At 67.5% G+C, this 16089-nt stretch carries 17 protein-coding genes; 8 read left to right on the top strand and 9 right to left on the bottom strand.

The window, feature by feature from the left end; translation table 11 throughout:
- Window positions 1-459: 459 nt before the first annotated feature.
- The gene (locus tag AC5Y30_RS02670; RefSeq protein WP_499916053.1) at window positions 460-1362 is read left to right on the top strand and encodes a PAC2 family protein; all 903 of its coding nucleotides are present in this window, start codon (window positions 460-462) and stop codon (window positions 1360-1362) included.
- An 80-nt stretch (window positions 1363-1442) separates the two neighbouring features.
- On the top strand, window positions 1443-2906 hold the full coding sequence (locus AC5Y30_RS02665; protein WP_499916051.1) for an amino acid permease: 1464 nt from the start codon (window positions 1443-1445) through the stop codon (window positions 2904-2906).
- Here the strand turns inward: AC5Y30_RS02665 and AC5Y30_RS02660 are convergent.
- From AC5Y30_RS02660 to AC5Y30_RS02630, 7 genes are all read right to left on the bottom strand, one after another.
- A complete protein-coding gene (locus tag AC5Y30_RS02660; protein WP_499916049.1) occupies window positions 2903-3781 on the bottom strand; it encodes an SDR family oxidoreductase in 879 nt (292 codons plus the stop codon). The genes AC5Y30_RS02665 and AC5Y30_RS02660 overlap by 4 nt on opposite strands.
- A 33-nt stretch (window positions 3782-3814) precedes the next feature.
- Window positions 3815-5050, bottom strand: a complete 1236-nt coding sequence (gene mshC, locus AC5Y30_RS02655) for a cysteine--1-D-myo-inosityl 2-amino-2-deoxy-alpha-D-glucopyranoside ligase (RefSeq protein ID WP_499916047.1) — start codon at window positions 5048-5050, stop codon at window positions 3815-3817.
- Window positions 5051-5088: 38 nt separating this feature from the next.
- Window positions 5089-5886: a 3'(2'),5'-bisphosphate nucleotidase CysQ gene (locus tag AC5Y30_RS02650; protein ID WP_499916045.1), complete on the bottom strand. Its 798-nt coding sequence runs from the start codon at window positions 5884-5886 to the stop codon at window positions 5089-5091.
- 66 nt (window positions 5887-5952) lie between these two features.
- Window positions 5953-6768 (bottom strand): SCO1664 family protein, encoded by an 816-nt coding sequence (locus AC5Y30_RS02645; protein ID WP_499916044.1) that lies wholly within the window; start codon window positions 6766-6768, stop codon window positions 5953-5955.
- A complete protein-coding gene (locus AC5Y30_RS02640) occupies window positions 6752-7339 on the bottom strand; it encodes a DUF3090 domain-containing protein (RefSeq protein WP_499916043.1) in 588 nt (195 codons plus the stop codon). Before AC5Y30_RS02640 ends, AC5Y30_RS02645 begins: the two co-directional genes overlap by 17 nt.
- A 62-nt stretch (window positions 7340-7401) precedes the next feature.
- Window positions 7402-8163 (bottom strand): histidine phosphatase family protein, encoded by a 762-nt coding sequence (locus tag AC5Y30_RS02635; protein WP_499916041.1) that lies wholly within the window; start codon window positions 8161-8163, stop codon window positions 7402-7404.
- Between the two features lie 39 nt (window positions 8164-8202).
- Complete coding sequence (locus AC5Y30_RS02630; RefSeq protein ID WP_499916040.1) at window positions 8203-8505, bottom strand: hypothetical protein; 303 nt, start codon at window positions 8503-8505, stop codon at window positions 8203-8205.
- Window positions 8506-8640: 135 nt separating this feature from the next.
- On the opposite strand from AC5Y30_RS02630, the gene AC5Y30_RS02625 reads away from it, so the two are divergent.
- From AC5Y30_RS02625 to AC5Y30_RS02600, 6 genes are all read left to right on the top strand, one after another.
- Window positions 8641-9696 (top strand): YncE family protein, encoded by a 1056-nt coding sequence (locus tag AC5Y30_RS02625; RefSeq protein WP_499916753.1) that lies wholly within the window; start codon window positions 8641-8643, stop codon window positions 9694-9696.
- Window positions 9693-9962 (top strand): DUF5703 family protein, encoded by a 270-nt coding sequence (locus tag AC5Y30_RS02620; protein WP_499916038.1) that lies wholly within the window; start codon window positions 9693-9695, stop codon window positions 9960-9962. The genes AC5Y30_RS02625 and AC5Y30_RS02620 overlap by 4 nt, the downstream gene beginning before the upstream one ends.
- A gap of 32 nt (window positions 9963-9994) precedes the next feature.
- Window positions 9995-11065: a quinone-dependent dihydroorotate dehydrogenase gene (locus AC5Y30_RS02615; protein WP_499916751.1), complete on the top strand. Its 1071-nt coding sequence runs from the start codon at window positions 9995-9997 to the stop codon at window positions 11063-11065.
- 58 nt (window positions 11066-11123) lie between these two features.
- Window positions 11124-12650 carry a PucR family transcriptional regulator gene (locus AC5Y30_RS02610; protein WP_499916036.1) on the top strand — a complete coding sequence of 509 codons (1527 nt, stop codon included), beginning with the start codon at window positions 11124-11126 and terminating at the stop codon, window positions 12648-12650.
- 171 nt (window positions 12651-12821) lie between these two features.
- A complete protein-coding gene (locus AC5Y30_RS02605) occupies window positions 12822-13451 on the top strand; it encodes an Rv1733c family protein (protein ID WP_499916034.1) in 630 nt (209 codons plus the stop codon).
- 298 nt (window positions 13452-13749) lie between these two features.
- On the top strand, window positions 13750-14259 hold the full coding sequence (locus AC5Y30_RS02600) for a GreA/GreB family elongation factor (protein ID WP_499916032.1): 510 nt from the start codon (window positions 13750-13752) through the stop codon (window positions 14257-14259).
- A gap of 276 nt (window positions 14260-14535) precedes the next feature.
- On the opposite strand, the gene AC5Y30_RS02595 is transcribed toward AC5Y30_RS02600, so the two are convergent.
- The gene (locus AC5Y30_RS02595; protein WP_499916031.1) at window positions 14536-15918 is read right to left on the bottom strand and encodes an HNH endonuclease signature motif containing protein; all 1383 of its coding nucleotides are present in this window, start codon (window positions 15916-15918) and stop codon (window positions 14536-14538) included.
- Window positions 15909-16079, bottom strand: coding sequence for a hypothetical protein (locus AC5Y30_RS02590; protein ID WP_499916029.1), 171 nt, complete (start codon window positions 16077-16079; stop codon window positions 15909-15911). Before AC5Y30_RS02590 ends, AC5Y30_RS02595 begins: the two co-directional genes overlap by 10 nt.
- Between the last annotated feature and the right edge of the window lie 10 nt (window positions 16080-16089).

Raw genomic sequence — 16089 nt, 5'->3', positions numbered from 1 at the left:
TCCGTAGCGGAAGGCGTCCTTCTCGTCAACGACGTCGACTCTGCCGAGCGTGGCGGCTACCGGCGGGAACCGGAACCGTTGCAACGCCTCTCGACCAGAGAAGTGTACGTCGTCACCCGATCGACGTCTGGACGCCCAACTCATCGCCGCGATCCACAGTTCGCGAATACCAGCGGCGAAGTACTTACCAAGGTTAACCAGTTCGCAGCCGAGCGTATTTCGCCCTGACCGCGCCGGCGCCCGTGGCGCAAGTCGTCGCGGGGCACGCCGGCAGTCACGCCATAAGAATAGTCGTCCTATGTAAAGTCCCCGGTTGACCGCGAATCGGCCGACAGTCCCACGGCCACCCCGCCCCGAACATCTGGCCGATTGCCCGACTGGCTTCCGCGACTGGGGGGGGACCCACCCAACCGCGCGCGGTCCGCATCGTCGCCGCCCGGAAGGCCGTACGCTAATTCTGTGACCCCGCCCGACGGCCCCCCCTTTGGCCTGCCTAGTGGCAAGGCCGCGTTGCCCGAACTGCACCAGACCGTCGTCGTGGCTGCGTTCGAGGGCTGGAACGACGCCGGCGACGCGGCCAGCGACGCCCTGGAACACCTCGAGGCCATCTGGGAAGCCGACCCGATCTTGGAGATCGACGACGAGGCGTACTACGACTACCAGGTGAATCGCCCGGTGATCCGGCAGGTGGACGGGGTGACCCGCGAGCTGGTGTGGCCGGCCATGCGGATCTCGCACTGCCGGCCCCCTGGCAGCGACCGCGATGTCGTGCTGATGCACGGGGTGGAACCCAACATGCGCTGGCGAACCTTCTGCTCGGAGCTGGTGGCCATCGCCGACAAGCTCAACGTGGACACCGTGGTGATCCTGGGCGCCCTGCTGGCCGACACCCCACACACCCGGCCGGTCCCGGTGTCGGGCGCCGCCTACTCCCCCGAGTCGGCGAAACGCTTCGGCCTCGAGGAAAGCCGCTACGAGGGCCCGACCGGCATCGCCGGGGTGTTTCAGGACTCCTGCGTGGCCGCCGGGATCCCTGCGGTGACGTTCTGGGCGGCGGTGCCGCACTACGTCTCGCAGCCGCCGAACCCCAAGGCGACCGTGGCCCTGCTGCGGCGCGTCGAGGACGTGCTCGACATCGAGGTGCCGCTCGCCGACCTGCCGACGGACGCCGAGGACTGGGAGCAGGCGGTCACGGAGATGACCGCCGAGGACGAGGACCTCGCCGAGTATGTGCTGTCGCTCGAGCAACGCGGCGACGCCGAGGTTGACATGAACGACGCCCTGGGCAAGATCGACGGCGACGCGCTGGCGGCCGAGTTCGAGCGCTACCTGCGCCGCCGTCGTCCCGGCTTCGGGCGCTAACCCGCCCACTCGTCGGCGAACTTGCCGTCGACCGATCGATTGCGGAAGCATCGCTTCGCGACCTACCGATTGGATGTCTCATGGCCGCGTTGCCTGGCGACGGCAACCCAAATCCTGTAGCCGGCGCAGATCCTGTGGCTGGCACGGGCGGCGAAGACGCCGGTTACCGCAAGGGACTCAAGGCCCGGCAAGTGCAGATGATCGGCATCGGCGGCGCGATCGGCTCCGGGCTGTTCCTGGGCGCGGGCGGTCGGCTGGCCAAGGGCGGACCCGGCATGTTTTTGGTCTACGCCGTGTGCGGCGTTTTCGTCTTCCTGATCCTGCGGGCGCTGGGCGAACTGGTCCTGCACCGCCCGTCGTCCGGCTCATTCGTGTCCTACTCCCGCGAATTCTTCGGCGAGAAGGCCGCCTACGCCATCGGCTGGATGTATTTCCTGGGCTGGTCGATGACGGCCATCGTCGACACCACCGCGATCGCCACCTATCTGCGTCGATGGACGACCTTCGAATCGATCCCCCAGTGGGTGCTGGCGCTGCTCGCCCTCGTCGTCGTGCTGTCGATGAACCTGATCTCGGTGGAGTGGTTCGGTGAGCTGGAATTCTGGGCGGCGCTGGTCAAGGTTCTCGCGCTCGTCGCCTTCCTGGTCGTCGGGATCGTCTTCCTCGCGGGGCGCTACCGGATCGACGGCCACAGCACCGGCCTGAGTCTGTGGACGGATCATGGCGGACTGTTCCCCTCCGGCGTGCTGGCGGTGCTGCTGACCACATCCGGCGTGGTGTTCGCTTATGCCGCAATCGAATTGGTGGGGACGGCCGCCGGGGAGACCGCCGAGCCGGAGAGGGTGATGCCGCGCGCCATCAATTCGGTGATCGCGCGCATCGCGATCTTCTATGTCGGGTCGGTGGGGCTGCTGGCGTTGCTGTTGCCGTACACGTCCTATAAGGCCACCGAAAGTCCTTTCGTCACCTTCTTTTCCAAGATCGGCTTCCACGGCGCCGGGGACTTGATGAACGTGGTGGTGCTCACCGCAGCCCTGTCCAGTCTGAATGCGGGACTGTATTCCACCGGACGGATCATGCATTCGATGGCGTTCAGCGGCAGCGGGCCCAGGTTCGCGGCCCGGATGTCCAAGAACGGGGTGCCCTACGTCGGCATCGCGATGGCAGCCGCCATCTGCCTGCTCGGCATCGCCCTGAACGCCGCCAACCCCGGCCAAGCATTCGAGATCGTCCTGAACATCGTCGCGCCAGGCATCATCGCGTGCTGGGCGACCATCGTGCTGTGTCAGCTGCGGTTCTACCGGCTGGCCAAGGCCGGGCTCATCCAACGGCCCCGATTCCGGATGCCGTGGGCCCCGTATTCGGGCTATCTCACCCTGGCGTTCCTGGCCGGCGTCCTGGTCATGATGGCCTTCGACAAGGAGACCGGCACGTGGACCATCGCGACGGTGGTCGTCGTGATCCCGGCGCTGAGCGCCGGATGGTTCCTGGTGCGCAACCGGGTGGCGGCCGTCGCGTCCGAGCGCGCGGCCCAGGCCCGCTAGGACGTGCCGAGGTCTCGGTTGTAGGCGCTGGTGGAGCGGCCCAGCGCGGCGACCTGGGCGTCCAATTGAGGCAGTAACTCGGCGGTGGATTTGTGCAGGGGCGCCTCTCCGACCGGACTGGACAGCACCGGCTTGAACCAACGGAACACTGCCACCCAGCGCGGGCAGTACACGCGGGTGCGACGGCGCGCGATGCCCTTGACGAAAGCGGCCGCGCACTTGTTGACCGTCGTGGTTTTGTTCAGCGGCCACGGGAAGCTGGCCAGCAACTGGTTGAACGCGGGAAGGTCGGACTGGGTGTCACGGACCAGGGCGGTGTCGATCCAGGACATGTGCGCCGAGCCGACCGTGACGCCCCGGTGGGCCACCTCCAGCCGCAGGGCGTTGGCCAGCAACTCGACGCCCGCCTTGGAGGCGTTGTACGGCGCCAGACCGGGGCAGGCGGTGTAGGCGGCCAGCGAAGACACGATGAGCACGTAGCCGCGGCGCTCGATCAGCGCCGGCAAGGTGGCGCGCACGGTGTGGAAGACGCCGAGCACGTTGATGTCGAGCACCCGTCTGAATGCGTCGGAGTCGACCTGCAGCACTGACCCATAGCTGGCGATGCCGGCGTTGGCCACCACCACGTCGATGCCGCCGAAACGCTCGACGGCGCGGGCGGCGGCGGCTTCCATCGCGGACAGGTCACGCACATCGGCGGCCGCCGTCAGGACCCGTTCTTCGCCGAGCTCGGCGGCGAGCGACTTCAGGTCCGTTTCGTTGAGATCGGTCAGCACGAGCTTGGCGCCCTTGGCGTGCAGCCGGCGAGCGGTCTCGGCCCCGATGCCCCGCGCGCCACCGGTGATGAAAACGACTTTGTCCTGCAGCGATTGCATGGTTGCCAACGTAGGCGTTGCGGGCGACTTCGGCTAGACGACCACTCCCAGTAGCGCATCGATGGCCGCTCTCACCAGGTTGGGCGCCTCGGCGTCGTGGCCGCCGTATTCCAGCGCGTCCGTGCTCCAACCATCAAGTGCGGCAAGCGCTTTGGGAGTGTTCAGGTCATCGGCCAGGTATCGGCGCACCCGCGCGATCACATCGCCGGCGTCCGGGCCGGCCGGCAGCGCGGTCGCGTCGCGCCAGCGCCTCAACCGGGCGATGGCCTCGTCGAGCACCTGATCGCTCCAGTACCGGTCCCCGCGGTAGTGGCCGGCCAGCAGCCCCAGCCGAATCGCCGCCGGCTCGACACCCCGGGCCCGCAGCTGTGACACCAGCACCAGGTTGCCGCGGCTCTTGGACATCTTGTGCCCGTCCCAGCCAATCATTCCGGCGTGCACGTAGTGGCGCGCGAATCTCCGCTCGCCGCGGACACATTCGGCGTGGGCTGCGGTGAATTCGTGATGCGGGAAGATCAGGTCGCTGCCCCCGCCTTGGATGTCCAGACCGCTGCCGATGCGGCTGAGCGCGATCGCCGCGCATTCGACATGCCAGCCCGGGCGACCAGGACCGAACGGCGAGGGCCAGCTGGGCTCGCCGGGCCGGGCGGCCCGCCACAGCAGGGCGTCGAGCTCATCTGTCTTGCCGGGCCGTTGCGGGTCGCCGCCGCGCTCGGCGAACAGGCGCAGCATGGTGTCGCGGTCATAGCCGGATTCGTACCCGAACTGCGGCGTGGCGTCGGCGCGGTAGTAGACGTCCGGGTATTCGCCGTCGACGACGTAGGCGGCTCCCGACGCCAGCATCTTCTCGACGAGCTCGACGACCTCGGCGATGGCCTCGGTCGCGCCGACGTATTCGCGCGGCGCCAGGATGCGCAGCGCCGCCATGTCCTCGCGGTACAGCGACACCTCACGCTCGGCCAGGTCGCGCCAGTCGATGCCGTCGCGCTCGGCGCGCTCCAACAGCGGATCGTCGACGTCGGTCACGTTCTGGACATAGTGGACGTCGTGGCCGAGATCGAGCCATTGCCGGTAGATCAGGTCGAACGCCAAGTAGGTCGCGGCATGCCCCAGGTGGGTCGCGTCATACGGGGTGATGCCGCAGACATAGATCGTGGCGGTCGAGCCGGCCGCCACGGGACGCACCTGCCGGTCAGACGTGTCATACAGCCGAAGCTCCGGACCGCGCCCCGTTAACACGGGAACCTGTGGGGACGACCACGACTGCATGGCAATCAGCCTATGCGCGACGACGATGCACGTCCGAGTCACCCGCCGCGGATGGCCCCCAGCAGGATCGGCGCCAGCTCGGCGCGACACATCACGAAGTCGGGCAGGTACGGGTCGAGTTGGTTGTAGCGCATCGGCGATCCGTCGAGCCGCGACGCGTGCATACCGGCGGCCATCACCACCCCGGCCGGGGCCGCCGAATCCCACTCCCACTGACCGCCCGCGTGCACATAGGCGTCGACATCCCCGTCGATGATGGCCATCGCCTTCGCGCCGGCCGAGCCGATCGCGACGGGCTGGATGGGCAGCGTCTGCCGCATCCGGTGCAGCACCGCGGGCGGACGGGTTGCGCTGACGGCGATGCGGATGGTGTCGGTGACGCCGGCTCGCGCGGCGTCGGCGGTCACGGTGTCGCTTCGGTAGACGATGTTTCCGCGGGCGGGCAACGACACCGCCGCGTCGGTGATTTCGCGCTGGCCGTTGCTGGAGCGCTGCCACAACGCGATGTGCACCGCCCAGTCGTCGCGGCCCGGGGTCGAGAACTCCCGGGTGCCGTCCAGCGGGTCGATGATCCACACGCGGTCGTGGTTCAGCCGGGACAGGTCGTCGTACGCCTCCTCGCTGAGCACGGCATCGTCGGGCCGCTCCTCGCGCAGACGCCGCAGGATCAGGGCGTTCGCCAGGCTGTCGCCCGCATCACCGAGTGCCCAGGGATACCCGAAGCCGAGTTCGTCGCGGACTTTCAGCAGCAACTCCCCCGCGTCTGCGGCGAGATCGGCGGCCAACGCGGCATCGGTTATCCCGTCGGCGGTCGTCTCGTCGTCGGCGGGGCTCACCGCTTCAGTATCGCCGACGCCGAAGGGCGGCCTGCAGCGATGGCCGCGACCCAACTGCGATCACCGCTAGAAAGCCGGCCACGGGATGGGGCGATGCCGATTCGGTCCGGGCATCACCGGATTGTCCAGCAGCGCGTGCGCGCGCTTGCGCAGAGCGGCGATCTCCGCGCGGGTGATCTGCTCGGCCAGTTCGTCGCCGAACTGGCCGTCGATCGCGTCGACGAGGCCGGCGACGGCCTTGCACGTGTGATCGTCGATCGGCTTTCCGGCCCATCCCCACAGCACCGTGCGCAGCTTGTCCTCGACATGCAGGCACACCCCGTGGTCGACCCCGAAGATGTGGCCGTCGAGGTCACGCAACACGTGGCCGCCCTTGCGGTCGGCGTTGTTGATCAGCACGTCGAATACCGCCATCCGCCATAGGCGAATGTCGTCGGCGTGCATCAGGACGACCTCGTCGCCGGCGTAGTCGAGGGCGCGCAACACCGGCAGGTAGCCCGGCTGCCTGGTGCCGGCCGGAAACAGGTCGACCAGATCCGGTCCCGGCCGCGGCTCGGTGTCCACCGCGTCGCCGGGTTGCTGCACCCACCGCTGCAACATGCCCGGCCCCGCCGGCCCGTGCCGAATGATCGTGTAGGGCACGATATTCCAGCCCAGCTTCGCGGAGACCAGATAGGCGGCCCGTTCGCGGCCGGCCAACGTCCCGTCCGGGAAATCCCACAGCGGCGCCTCCCCGGCCACCGGCTTGTAGACGCAGTGCACGCTGGACTCGCCAAGCGTCGATTCGCACAGGAAGGTGCCGTTGCTGGCGGAGCGGATCCGTCCGATGACCGTCAGCTCGCCGTCGCGTAACACCTCACGGTCGTCAGACCTCGGGGTCATCGTCAGGCCCGAGCAGCGCACTGCGCCGATATCCGTTGGCGCGCGCGCAGATATGGCCCTCCGGGTCCAACGGTTCGTCGCACAGGGGACACGGCGGACGTCCCGCGGAGATGACGCGATTGGAGCGGGTGGCGAATTGGCGCGCCGACTCCGGCGTCAAGAACACCCGCACCGCGTCGGGCCCCTCGTCCGTGTCGTCGAGCACCACCGACGCGTCGAACTCGGCGTCGGTGACCGCCAGCAACTCGACCACCACCGTCTGGGCCTCCGAATCCCAACCCAGGCCCATGGTTCCGACCCGGAACTCGGCGTCCACCGGGGTGACCAACGGATCGAGGTCCTCGATCTCGGCGGGCTCCGGCGGAACGGGCGTGCCGAACCGGCGATTCACTTCGAGCAGCAGCGCACCGATCCGTTCGGAGAGCACCGCCACCTGCTGCTTCTCCAATATCACCGACACCACCCGGGCGTCGTGCACAGCCTGGATGTAGAACGTTCGATTCCCGGGCTGGCCGACGGTCCCGGCCACGAAGCGGTCGGGTGTGCGGAAGACATGAATTGCGCGGGCCATGGCACTTCCCAAAATACCGGCTGTTGCCACCGCCGTGCGATCCGATGGAGGTAGCCGCCGAATTAATCCGTGGAACCGCCGACCACCGCGTCGCTCGTCGGTACCGCGGCGGCCGATTCCTGCGCCTCTCCGTTGGAGGTGGGGTCGGCCTCGCCCTTGGCCTCTACTTTCGCCTCTTCTTTCGCGGGGGGGCCGGCCCGCAGGGCGGCCGACAGGCGTGCACCGGTGTGGTTGACGTGCAACACAAACGGACGCAGCTCGGTGTACCGGATCACACTCACCGACGCCGGGTCCGCGGTGACGCGCTGGAAGCCGTCCAAGTGCATGCCGTACGCATCCGCGATGACCGCCTTGATGACATCACCGTGAGTGCAAGCGACCCACAGCACATCGCCGCCGTGCTCGGCGGCCAGTCGGCGATCGTGCTCGCGCACGGCGAACACCGCGCGCGCCTGGACCTGAGCCAGGCCCTCACCGCCGGGGAATATCGCCGCGCTGGGGTGAGCCTGAACGACCTTCCACAACGGCTCGCTGACCAAGTCGCCGATCTTGCGACCCGTCCATTCCCCGTAGTCCACCTCGGCGAGCTGATCGTCGACGAGCGGTGTCAGGCAGAGCGCGTCGGCCAACGGCTCGAGCGTGCGGCGGCAGCGCAGCAGCGGCGAACTGACCAACGCCCGAATCGGCAGATCACCGATCCGATCGATCAGGCCGTCGGCTTGTTCGCGGCCCTTGTCGTCGAGGTCGACGCCCTCGGAGCGACCGGCGAGAACGCCCGCCGTGTTCGAACTCGAGCGGCCGTGCCGTAACAGGATGACGGTCATATCGACCACGACGGTACCCGGTGGACGGGTCCGTGATGACTAGTGCGAAACCGGTACCGCGTGCGCCACGGAGTCCCGCACCGCGGCGCTGAGACTGCGCTCGTCGGTGAGGTCGAGCTCGATCACGCTGCGGACCGCCCTCGCAACGACCTCGTCGGCCTGTGGAACGGGCCCGGACAGGCGCGGCCGGTAAATCTCGACGACTAGGGAGCGGTTCTCGATGTGGAACGAAAAACTCCGCCCATCACCGACTTGTCCATATCCGCTTGCGGCAATCCCTGTCGACATGTCCTCGACAGCAAACTCACTATGCGTCATATGACGGTCAGCGGTGACGGCCATGAGCTGACCATACCTCGCCGGTAGGGTCGGATGAAGGCGGCAGGCCCCGGCCGACGCGAGAGGGTCTCCTAAAATTTGAGTTCCGCCGCCACACCCCGAGGGAAAAAGTTGCCGTCACGACAATCACGTCACAAGCTGGCAGCTTGCGGCGGTGCATTGGGTCTGGCGGCTTTGCTGGGAGCTGTCGTCGGATGTTCATCGAATCCGCTCGACACCGCGCCGCGCACCATCGAACCGGCGCGTGCGGCGGTGTCGCCGCCCTCCTCGCAGCGGCCGGCCGGGGCGGTGCGGCCGCTGGCCGGTCACGCCGCGGCGGCGGCCTTCGATAGCGGCACTCATCAGCTGGTGGCCCTGACGCCGGGCGCCGACCCGGCCGCCCCCGCCAGCGTCACGGTCTTCGGTAACCCGCAGGTCACGCCCCGCGTCGTCGAGCTCCCGGGACCGGCGACCGCCTTGGCCGATGACGGCCACGGAACCGCCTACCTGTCCGCCCGCGGCGGCTACTACACGGTCGACCTGGCCACCGGTCGCGCGGCGCAGGTGGCCGTCGCCGACGCTCCCCAGACCGAATTCACCGCGGTGGCCCAGCGGGCCGACGGCGGGCTGGTGCTGGGCAGCGCCGACGGCGCCGTCTACACCCTTACTTCTCCGACACCGGCCTCCCCGGCGCCCGGCGCCGTGACCAGCGCGGCCGTCGCCAACAAGACCAAGATCTTCGCGCGCGTCGATTGGCTTGCCACACAAGGGAATACGACGGTGGTGCTGGACCGTGGGCAGACTTCGGTGACGACGATCGACGCCGACGGCCACGCCCAGCAGGCGCTGCGCGCGGGCCGGGGCGCCACCACCATGGCCGCCGATCAGGCGGGTCGGGTGCTGGTCGCCGATACCCGCGGTGGCCAACTGCTGGTGTACGGCGTCGATCCCCTGATCCTGCGTCAGGCCTACCCGGTACCGCAGGCGCCATACGGCCTGGCCGGCTCGCGCGCGTTAGCCTGGGTTTCGCAGACCGTTTCCAATATCGTCATTGGTTACGATCTGTCCACCGGAATTCCCGTCGAAAAGGTGCGTTACCCGACCGTGCAGCAACCGAACTCGCTGGCCTTCGACGAGGCGTCAGACACCCTGTACGTGGTGTCGGGTTCGGGTGCGGGGGTACAGGTCATCGAGCACGCGGCGGGCAAGCGTTGACCGCGGCGCGGCGCAGCCGCTTGCCCGCGGGTTGGGACACCGAGATGTCCGATGAATACGAATGGGCGCCGCTGCGCCTGCCGCCGGACGTGACCCGGGTCAGCGCGTCCACCCGGTTGTCCATCGAGGCCGAATACCGCGGCTGGGAGTTGACCAGGGTGCGGCTCTACACCGACGGCAGCAGACGAGTTCTGTTGCGCCGCAAGAAGTCCCGTTTAGACAGCGCGGGCTCCGAGGGGCGACGGCCCGACCAGCCGGAACTGTGACGCCCGCCCGGCCGCGCAAGGGCGAACACCGGATGTACGGCCTGCTGCGACGGCTGCTTTTCGTCATCCCGCCCGAACGAATTCACACGCTGGTGTTCGCCCTGCTGCGCGCCGTCACCGCTGCCGGGTGGACGCGGCGGGTGCTGCACCGGCTACTAGCCCCGACCGATCCGGCGCTGGCCAGCACGGTGTTCGGAGTGTGCTTCCCCGCGCCGCTGGGGCTGGCGGCCGGCTTCGACAAGGACGGTTTGGGGTTGCTCACCTGGGGTGCGCTGGGTTTCGGACATGCCGAGGTTGGGACGGTCACCGCGAACCCGCAACCCGGGAATCCCGCCCCGCGGATGTTTCGGCTGCCGGCCGACCGGGCCCTGCTGAACCGGATGGGCTTCAACAATCTCGGTGCGGGCGCGCTGGCGATGCGGCTTTCGCGGCAGCGGCCCGAGGTGCCGATCGGGGTCAACATCGGCAAGACGAAGGCGACACCGGCCGAGCAGGCCGTCGACGATTACCGGGCGAGCGCCCGGCTGGTCGGCCCGTTGGCGTCCTATCTCGTGGTCAATGTCAGCTCGCCGAACACGCCCGGGCTGCGTGATCTGCAGGCGGTCGAGTCGCTGCGGCCAATCCTGTCGGCCGTGCTGGCCGAGACGTCCACGCCGGTGCTGGTGAAGATCGCGCCGGACCTTTCCGATTCCGACGTGGACGACATCGCGGACCTGGCAGTCGAACTCGGCCTGGCCGGCATCGTCGCCACCAACACCACGGTGTCGCGGCGCGGGTTGACCACACCGGGCGTGGACGAGCTGGGCCCGGGCGGCATCTCCGGGCCGCCGGTGGCACGCCGCGCCGTCGAGGTGCTGCGCCGACTGTACAGCCGTGTCGGCGACCGCCTGGTGCTGATCAGCGTCGGGGGCATCGAGACCGCGGACGATGCCTGGGAGCGGATCACCGCGGGAGCATCGCTGCTGCAGGGTTATACGGGCTTCATCTACGGAGGAGGCTTGTGGGCCAAGCGGATTCACCAGGGCATTGCGCTGCGACTGCACGACGGCGGCTTCGCCTCGCTCGGCGATGCCGTCGGCTCGGCGGCACGCACACCGGATTGAGTCAAGCCGAGCTTGACTCCTGGTTAGGCTGACAACAGTTCGGCATGAGGAGCGGCTGGTGATCACGTTGGACCGCCTGGTGAATGTGCTGGGTGGTTATGGAGTCCGGTTGCGTTGGTCGTCGGTGCCCAGGTCGGCTGAGCTGCGCAGCGTGGTGATCCACGAAGCCGCGCCGGATCGTGTGGTGGTGGGCGATGTACTGCTGGCCGTCGGTGCCGGCTCGTTTCGCGAAGCGGTGCAGTGGGCAGCTTCAGCGCGTGCTGTCGTGGTGTTGGTACGCGACGGTGAAGAGCCGATCGCGATCGACGGTGATGCCGACGCCGAGGTCGGCGCGGTGATGGTGGTCGACGAGACCGTCACCTGGAGCGAGGTGGCTACGGTCGTCTACGGACTGGTGCTGGAGGGTCGCGAGACTGAATCCGGTCGTGGCCCAACGGATCTCTTCGCACTGGCCGACAGCCTGGCGGACGCTATCGGCAGTTCAGTCGTCATTCACGATCGGCTGTTGCGCGTGCTGGCGTATTCGAAACTGCAGCAACATGCCGACCCGGCGCGGGTGCAGACGATCCTGGAGCGGCAGACACCGGAGCAGCTGCGCGCATTGTTCGATGCGCGGGGCGTATTCGCACACCTGCGGGTCTCCGACGAGCCGCTGTTTGTCCCCGAGGACGCCGAGCACGGCTTGATCGGGCGCATGGTGGTGGCCGTGCGCTCCGGGGGCGAGTTGATCGGATCGGTTTGGGTGGCGTGTTCGGCGCCGCTGGACGGGGCGGCACGCACCGCCTTGGCCGATGGGGCGCACACGGTGGCACTGCATCTTCTACGCTCGCGAGCCAGCGCGGATTTGGAGCGTCAAGTCGAATCGGAACTGGTGATTCGGTTGCTCGAGGGAACGGCCGATGCCGCCATGGTGGCGAGCAGGCTGGGTCTGCCGCACGAAGGGTTGAGGGTTATTGCGCTGCAGGCGTTTATCGGCGATGAACGCGATGCCGCTCTGTTGTTGGCGTTCGAGCGTGCCACGACGGGGTTTGGCTGGTCACGGCCGGGGCGCAGCGCCTTGGCGGGCAATATCGTCTACACGCTGCTTCCCGGCGCGCAGGCGGCGACGGCGCGGCGCTGGGTAACCGGCCTACGGGCGGCCCTCCCCGAACAGGTGACGGTGCTGGCCGGCATCAGTGGCGCCGCTGAGGTGACCGAGCTCGCCGCCGCACGCCGGGAAGCCGAGGAATGTCTTGCGCTGCAAGAGAATTCCCCCGGGGCCACGCCTCCGGTCTATGACGAGTCGTGGGCTGACATCCTGTTGCAGCGGTTGCGCACGGCGGCGCGCTCAGGCCGGTCACCGTCGCGTGGGCCGGTGGCCGAGCTAGGCCGTCGTGACCGCGCCAACGGGACCGATTACGTGGCCACGCTGCGCGCATGGCTGGAGGCCCAGGGCGATCCGGCCGAAGCCGGTGACCGGCTGGGAGTGCACGAGAACACCGTGCGTTACCGGCTGCGCAAGATGGCCGAGATCACCAATCTGCCGTTGGACGATGCCAGAAAGCGGCTGGCGATGATGATAGAACTCGCGGCCACTGACATCTGACCGCTGTCGCAATTCGACAAAGCGGGACAGCGTCGTTGTCTGGCTGTGGCAAAGCCTGCGGCGGCTATGCGCACCATCATGAAGGTTGCCCGGCAGATTCCAGTGACGGCTGGTATCCCCCCGGCCGCGCGACACCTGTGAGCCATGCCGACTTCCGATAGGAATTGTTCGTTGTCGACCTCAGACCCGGATCATCAGCCGATCGCCGACCGGCGACCTGATGATGACGCCGCGATGGAGACCTTCACCGTGCCGCTGCCGCGGAGGCTGTTCGCGCGTCTGTTCGGCCGTAACCCGCTGATACGCACCACCGACCGGGTGGAGGCGCTGATTGTGGTGTTAGCCGTCGCGGTGTCGCTGATCGCCGTGCCCTTCAGTGCCGCGGTGGGCACCGCGGTCCATGATTCTCGTAGCCGTCTCTACGCCGAGCAGGCCCGAACTCGCCACCCGGTGACCGCGACTGTCACCGGGGACAGCCACCCTCGCCGCAGCCTCGAGAGCCCAACAGTGACGGTCACTGCCCGATGGTTTGCCGCCGGGGCCGAACGCACCGGTGACGTCACCGCGCCGCTGAAGGCCAAGATCGGCGACACTATTGAAATTTGGGTCGATGACGAGGGCCTGCCGGTGGCCCGACCGCTGAACACCGCCCGCGACGAGGCGGTCGCCTTTGCAGTGGCGACCTGGTGGGCGGTGAGCCTCTTGGCAGTGGCCCTAGTCGCGCGTGCACGCATCACCCTTGACCGCCTCCGCTACGACCGATGGCAGCGAAGCTTCGACCGCCTCGTCGAGCGGCGATAAGCGGCGCCAGCCCGTTGATTCCGGCAGCCTCGACAGCAGCGTTGTCGAGGTGTGACAACGCATCGAACCGCCTTTGTCGGTTTCCGGCAAACACGGTCGAGTCGCCGCAGGCCACCATGGAATTAACCACCTGGAATTAACGACTCCAGCGGAAAAACACTCAACCGCAACGGATTTTCGCCCGCCGTGGGCGTCCGAGTCGTCAGCGGCGGCTGCCTCCTTTGGCCCGCCTCTGACGACGCTCCCCCGAGAAAAGGAAGGACACGACTCAAAATTGACCGGTATCAAATCCATGGGCATGACCCGACACCAGTACACGCGCCTGCGGAACACACTCAACGCGTTGCGGTCGGAGCTGATCGTTGAAGTCCCTGACGACATGATGGATTTCGACGCGAAACGCTCAGCGCTACAACGACGTATCCGCGAGATCGAGAACCTGTTGGCGCGGGCGGTCGTTAGCGATCCCACCGCGGGCCCCGTCGCCGAACCGGGCATGGTTTTGACCATCCGCTACGACGTCACCGGTGAGACCGAAAGGTTCCTGCTGGGCAGACGCGGCAGCGAGGGCGCCGACATCAAGGTGTACTCGATGGCGTCGCCGTTGGGCCGCGCAATAGCCGGCGCGCGGCCGGGCGACCAACGCATCTACTCGATTCCCGGTGAGTCGGGGCGACCGGTGACGCTGCTCGAGGCCGTGCCGTATGAAATGCATCTGGCGAAAGTCCTGCGGTCGCGGAAGGCCCACTGCGTCACAACGGCGCAAGTACCTCAGCGAGTGTCCCGGAGACCAGCCACGATGGCTTGAGGAGAGCAATGAACATGCCCAGCACACAACCGGTCTGGATTTCGCCGCGCGGCTACGAACGGCTACAGAGCGAATTGGCCATCGCCGTCCAACACGCATGGCAGGCCCGTAGCTTGCATACGCCGGTGGCCACTCGGCCATTGTCGACCGCCCCGCTCGGTCACGGGTGATTACATGATCTTCGAAGTAATCGACCCGGTGACCATCATGTTTTTGTTGCTGGCGGGTTTGGGCCTAGTCATGGCCGTCGCGTATGGACGCATGTGAGTCGGCGCCTTAAGCTGGACCCATTGCATCGTCGGCTTCGCCGTCTTCCTTTTCGCGCAACAGATCCTCGGGATGATGGAAGGTGTTGGTTCGCGGTTGCCCGCGATCGAGATGCGGCGGCGGTATCCATTCGGTATCGCCGTTCGCACGTCGTCGGGTGGTCCAGCCCTTCTCGAGCAGCCGGTGGTGGGGCCCGCAGGCCATGGCGAGTTGGTCGATGTCGGTGCGGTACGTCCTGGCCCAATCTTCGACATGGTGAATCTCGCAGTTATAGCCGGAGACGTCGCAGCCGGGATGCGTACAGCCACGGTCCTTGGCGTACAGAACAATTCGTTGCCCCGGCGACGCGAGGCGCTTGGTGTGATACAGCGCTAACGCCTTGCCCTTGTCGAAGATCGCGAGGTAATGGTGCGCATGGCGAGCCAGCCGGATGACGTCGGACATCGGCAGGATGGTGCCACCACCCGTCAAACCCTTTCCGGCCGCGGCTTCGAGGTCGGCGAGGGTGGTGGTCACGATGATGCTGGCCGGTAAGCCGTTGTGCTGACCGAGGTTTCCGCTGGCGAGGACGGCGCGAAGGGCGGCGTTGAGGCCGTCGTGGTTGCGCTGCCCGGTGCTGCGGGTGTCGCGCTGAATCGCATCTACCGAGGGGGTGCCGTCGACGACGGGTGTGTCGTCGTCGGGGTTGCCCATGCCGGGCGCGGCCAGCTTGGCCAGCACCGCCTCCCAACTGGCGCGCGCCTCCGGCGTCAGCCATCCACTCAGGCGCGACATACCGTCGGCCTGCTGATTGCCGAGCACCACCCCCCGCATCCGGGCCCGGTCTTGGTCGGTGTAGCTGCCGTCGGGGTTGAGGCAATCCATCAGGCGCCGGGCGAGTTTGGCGAGCTGATCGGGGCGGAATTCTGTGGCCTTGACCGCCAACTGCTTTTCGGCATGCACACAAGTCTCGAGGTCGACGGACTCGGGCAACTGGTGGAAGAACCGCCGGATCACCGACACGTGGTCGGCACCGATTGCCCCGTCGCGCTGGGCCGCCGCGGTCGCGGGCAACACCGGCGCCAACGGCTCCCCGGTCAACGCCCGGCGCGGACCCAAATCCGCCGCCTCGGCGATGCGCCGTCCGGCCTCGGCGCGAGTGATGTGCAACCGATCGGCCAACACCCAGGACAGCTTGCCGCCGAACTCCGCTGAACCCCCTTGCTCACCAAGCTGATTGATGAGCTGATGGGTAGGCGCTTGAAGTTTGCGTGTCTCGCACTCGAGGTTCTCCAGCAGCTGCAACCGCTCCGGGTTGGTCAGCGCCTCATACGAATGCTCACGGAAGCGAGAGACGATGGCGTGCAGAGCGTCTACGTCGTCCTGGATGTCGTCACGGTCGGTCAAAGCCATGTGCGCCGCCCACTCGGCTGCGCGAACGGGCTCCACAGCTCATAGATGAGTGCATCCAGCCGGCCGACCAGAAACACGTACTTTTCCAGCGCGTCAACGAACTCGGCGGGACTCAGCGACTCCCAGGAAAGCGCCTGGAAGCGGGAGAGGGCAGCGCTCAAGGCGTCAACG

The sequence above is a fragment of the Mycobacterium sp. NGS27 genome, from assembly GCF_059813005.1.
Note: the sequence above shows the minus strand (reverse complement) of the source record. Positions and strands in the feature narration are given on the sequence as shown.

Excerpts from the sequence above, each read along its gene's own strand:
- AC5Y30_RS02640 (WP_499916043.1), bottom strand. The coding sequence starts at position 7,339 with ATGGCCCGCGCAATTCATGTCTTCCGCACACCCGACCGCTTCGTGGCC.
- AC5Y30_RS02615 (WP_499916751.1), top strand. The coding sequence starts at position 9,995 with ATGTACGGCCTGCTGCGACGGCTGCTTTTCGTCATCCCGCCCGAACGA.
- AC5Y30_RS02665 (WP_499916051.1), top strand. The coding sequence starts at position 1,443 with ATGGCCGCGTTGCCTGGCGACGGCAACCCAAATCCTGTAGCCGGCGCA.
- AC5Y30_RS02645 (WP_499916044.1), bottom strand. The coding sequence starts at position 6,768 with ATGACCCCGAGGTCTGACGACCGTGAGGTGTTACGCGACGGCGAGCTG.
- AC5Y30_RS02630 (WP_499916040.1), bottom strand. The coding sequence starts at position 8,505 with ATGGCCGTCACCGCTGACCGTCATATGACGCATAGTGAGTTTGCTGTC.
- mshC (WP_499916047.1), bottom strand. The coding sequence starts at position 5,050 with ATGCAGTCGTGGTCGTCCCCACAGGTTCCCGTGTTAACGGGGCGCGGT.
- AC5Y30_RS02600 (WP_499916032.1), top strand. The coding sequence starts at position 13,750 with ATGACCCGACACCAGTACACGCGCCTGCGGAACACACTCAACGCGTTG.
- AC5Y30_RS02635 (WP_499916041.1), bottom strand. The coding sequence starts at position 8,163 with ATGACCGTCATCCTGTTACGGCACGGCCGCTCGAGTTCGAACACGGCG.
- AC5Y30_RS02660 (WP_499916049.1), bottom strand. The coding sequence starts at position 3,781 with ATGCAATCGCTGCAGGACAAAGTCGTTTTCATCACCGGTGGCGCGCGG.
- AC5Y30_RS02595 (WP_499916031.1), bottom strand. The coding sequence starts at position 15,918 with ATGGCTTTGACCGACCGTGACGACATCCAGGACGACGTAGACGCTCTG.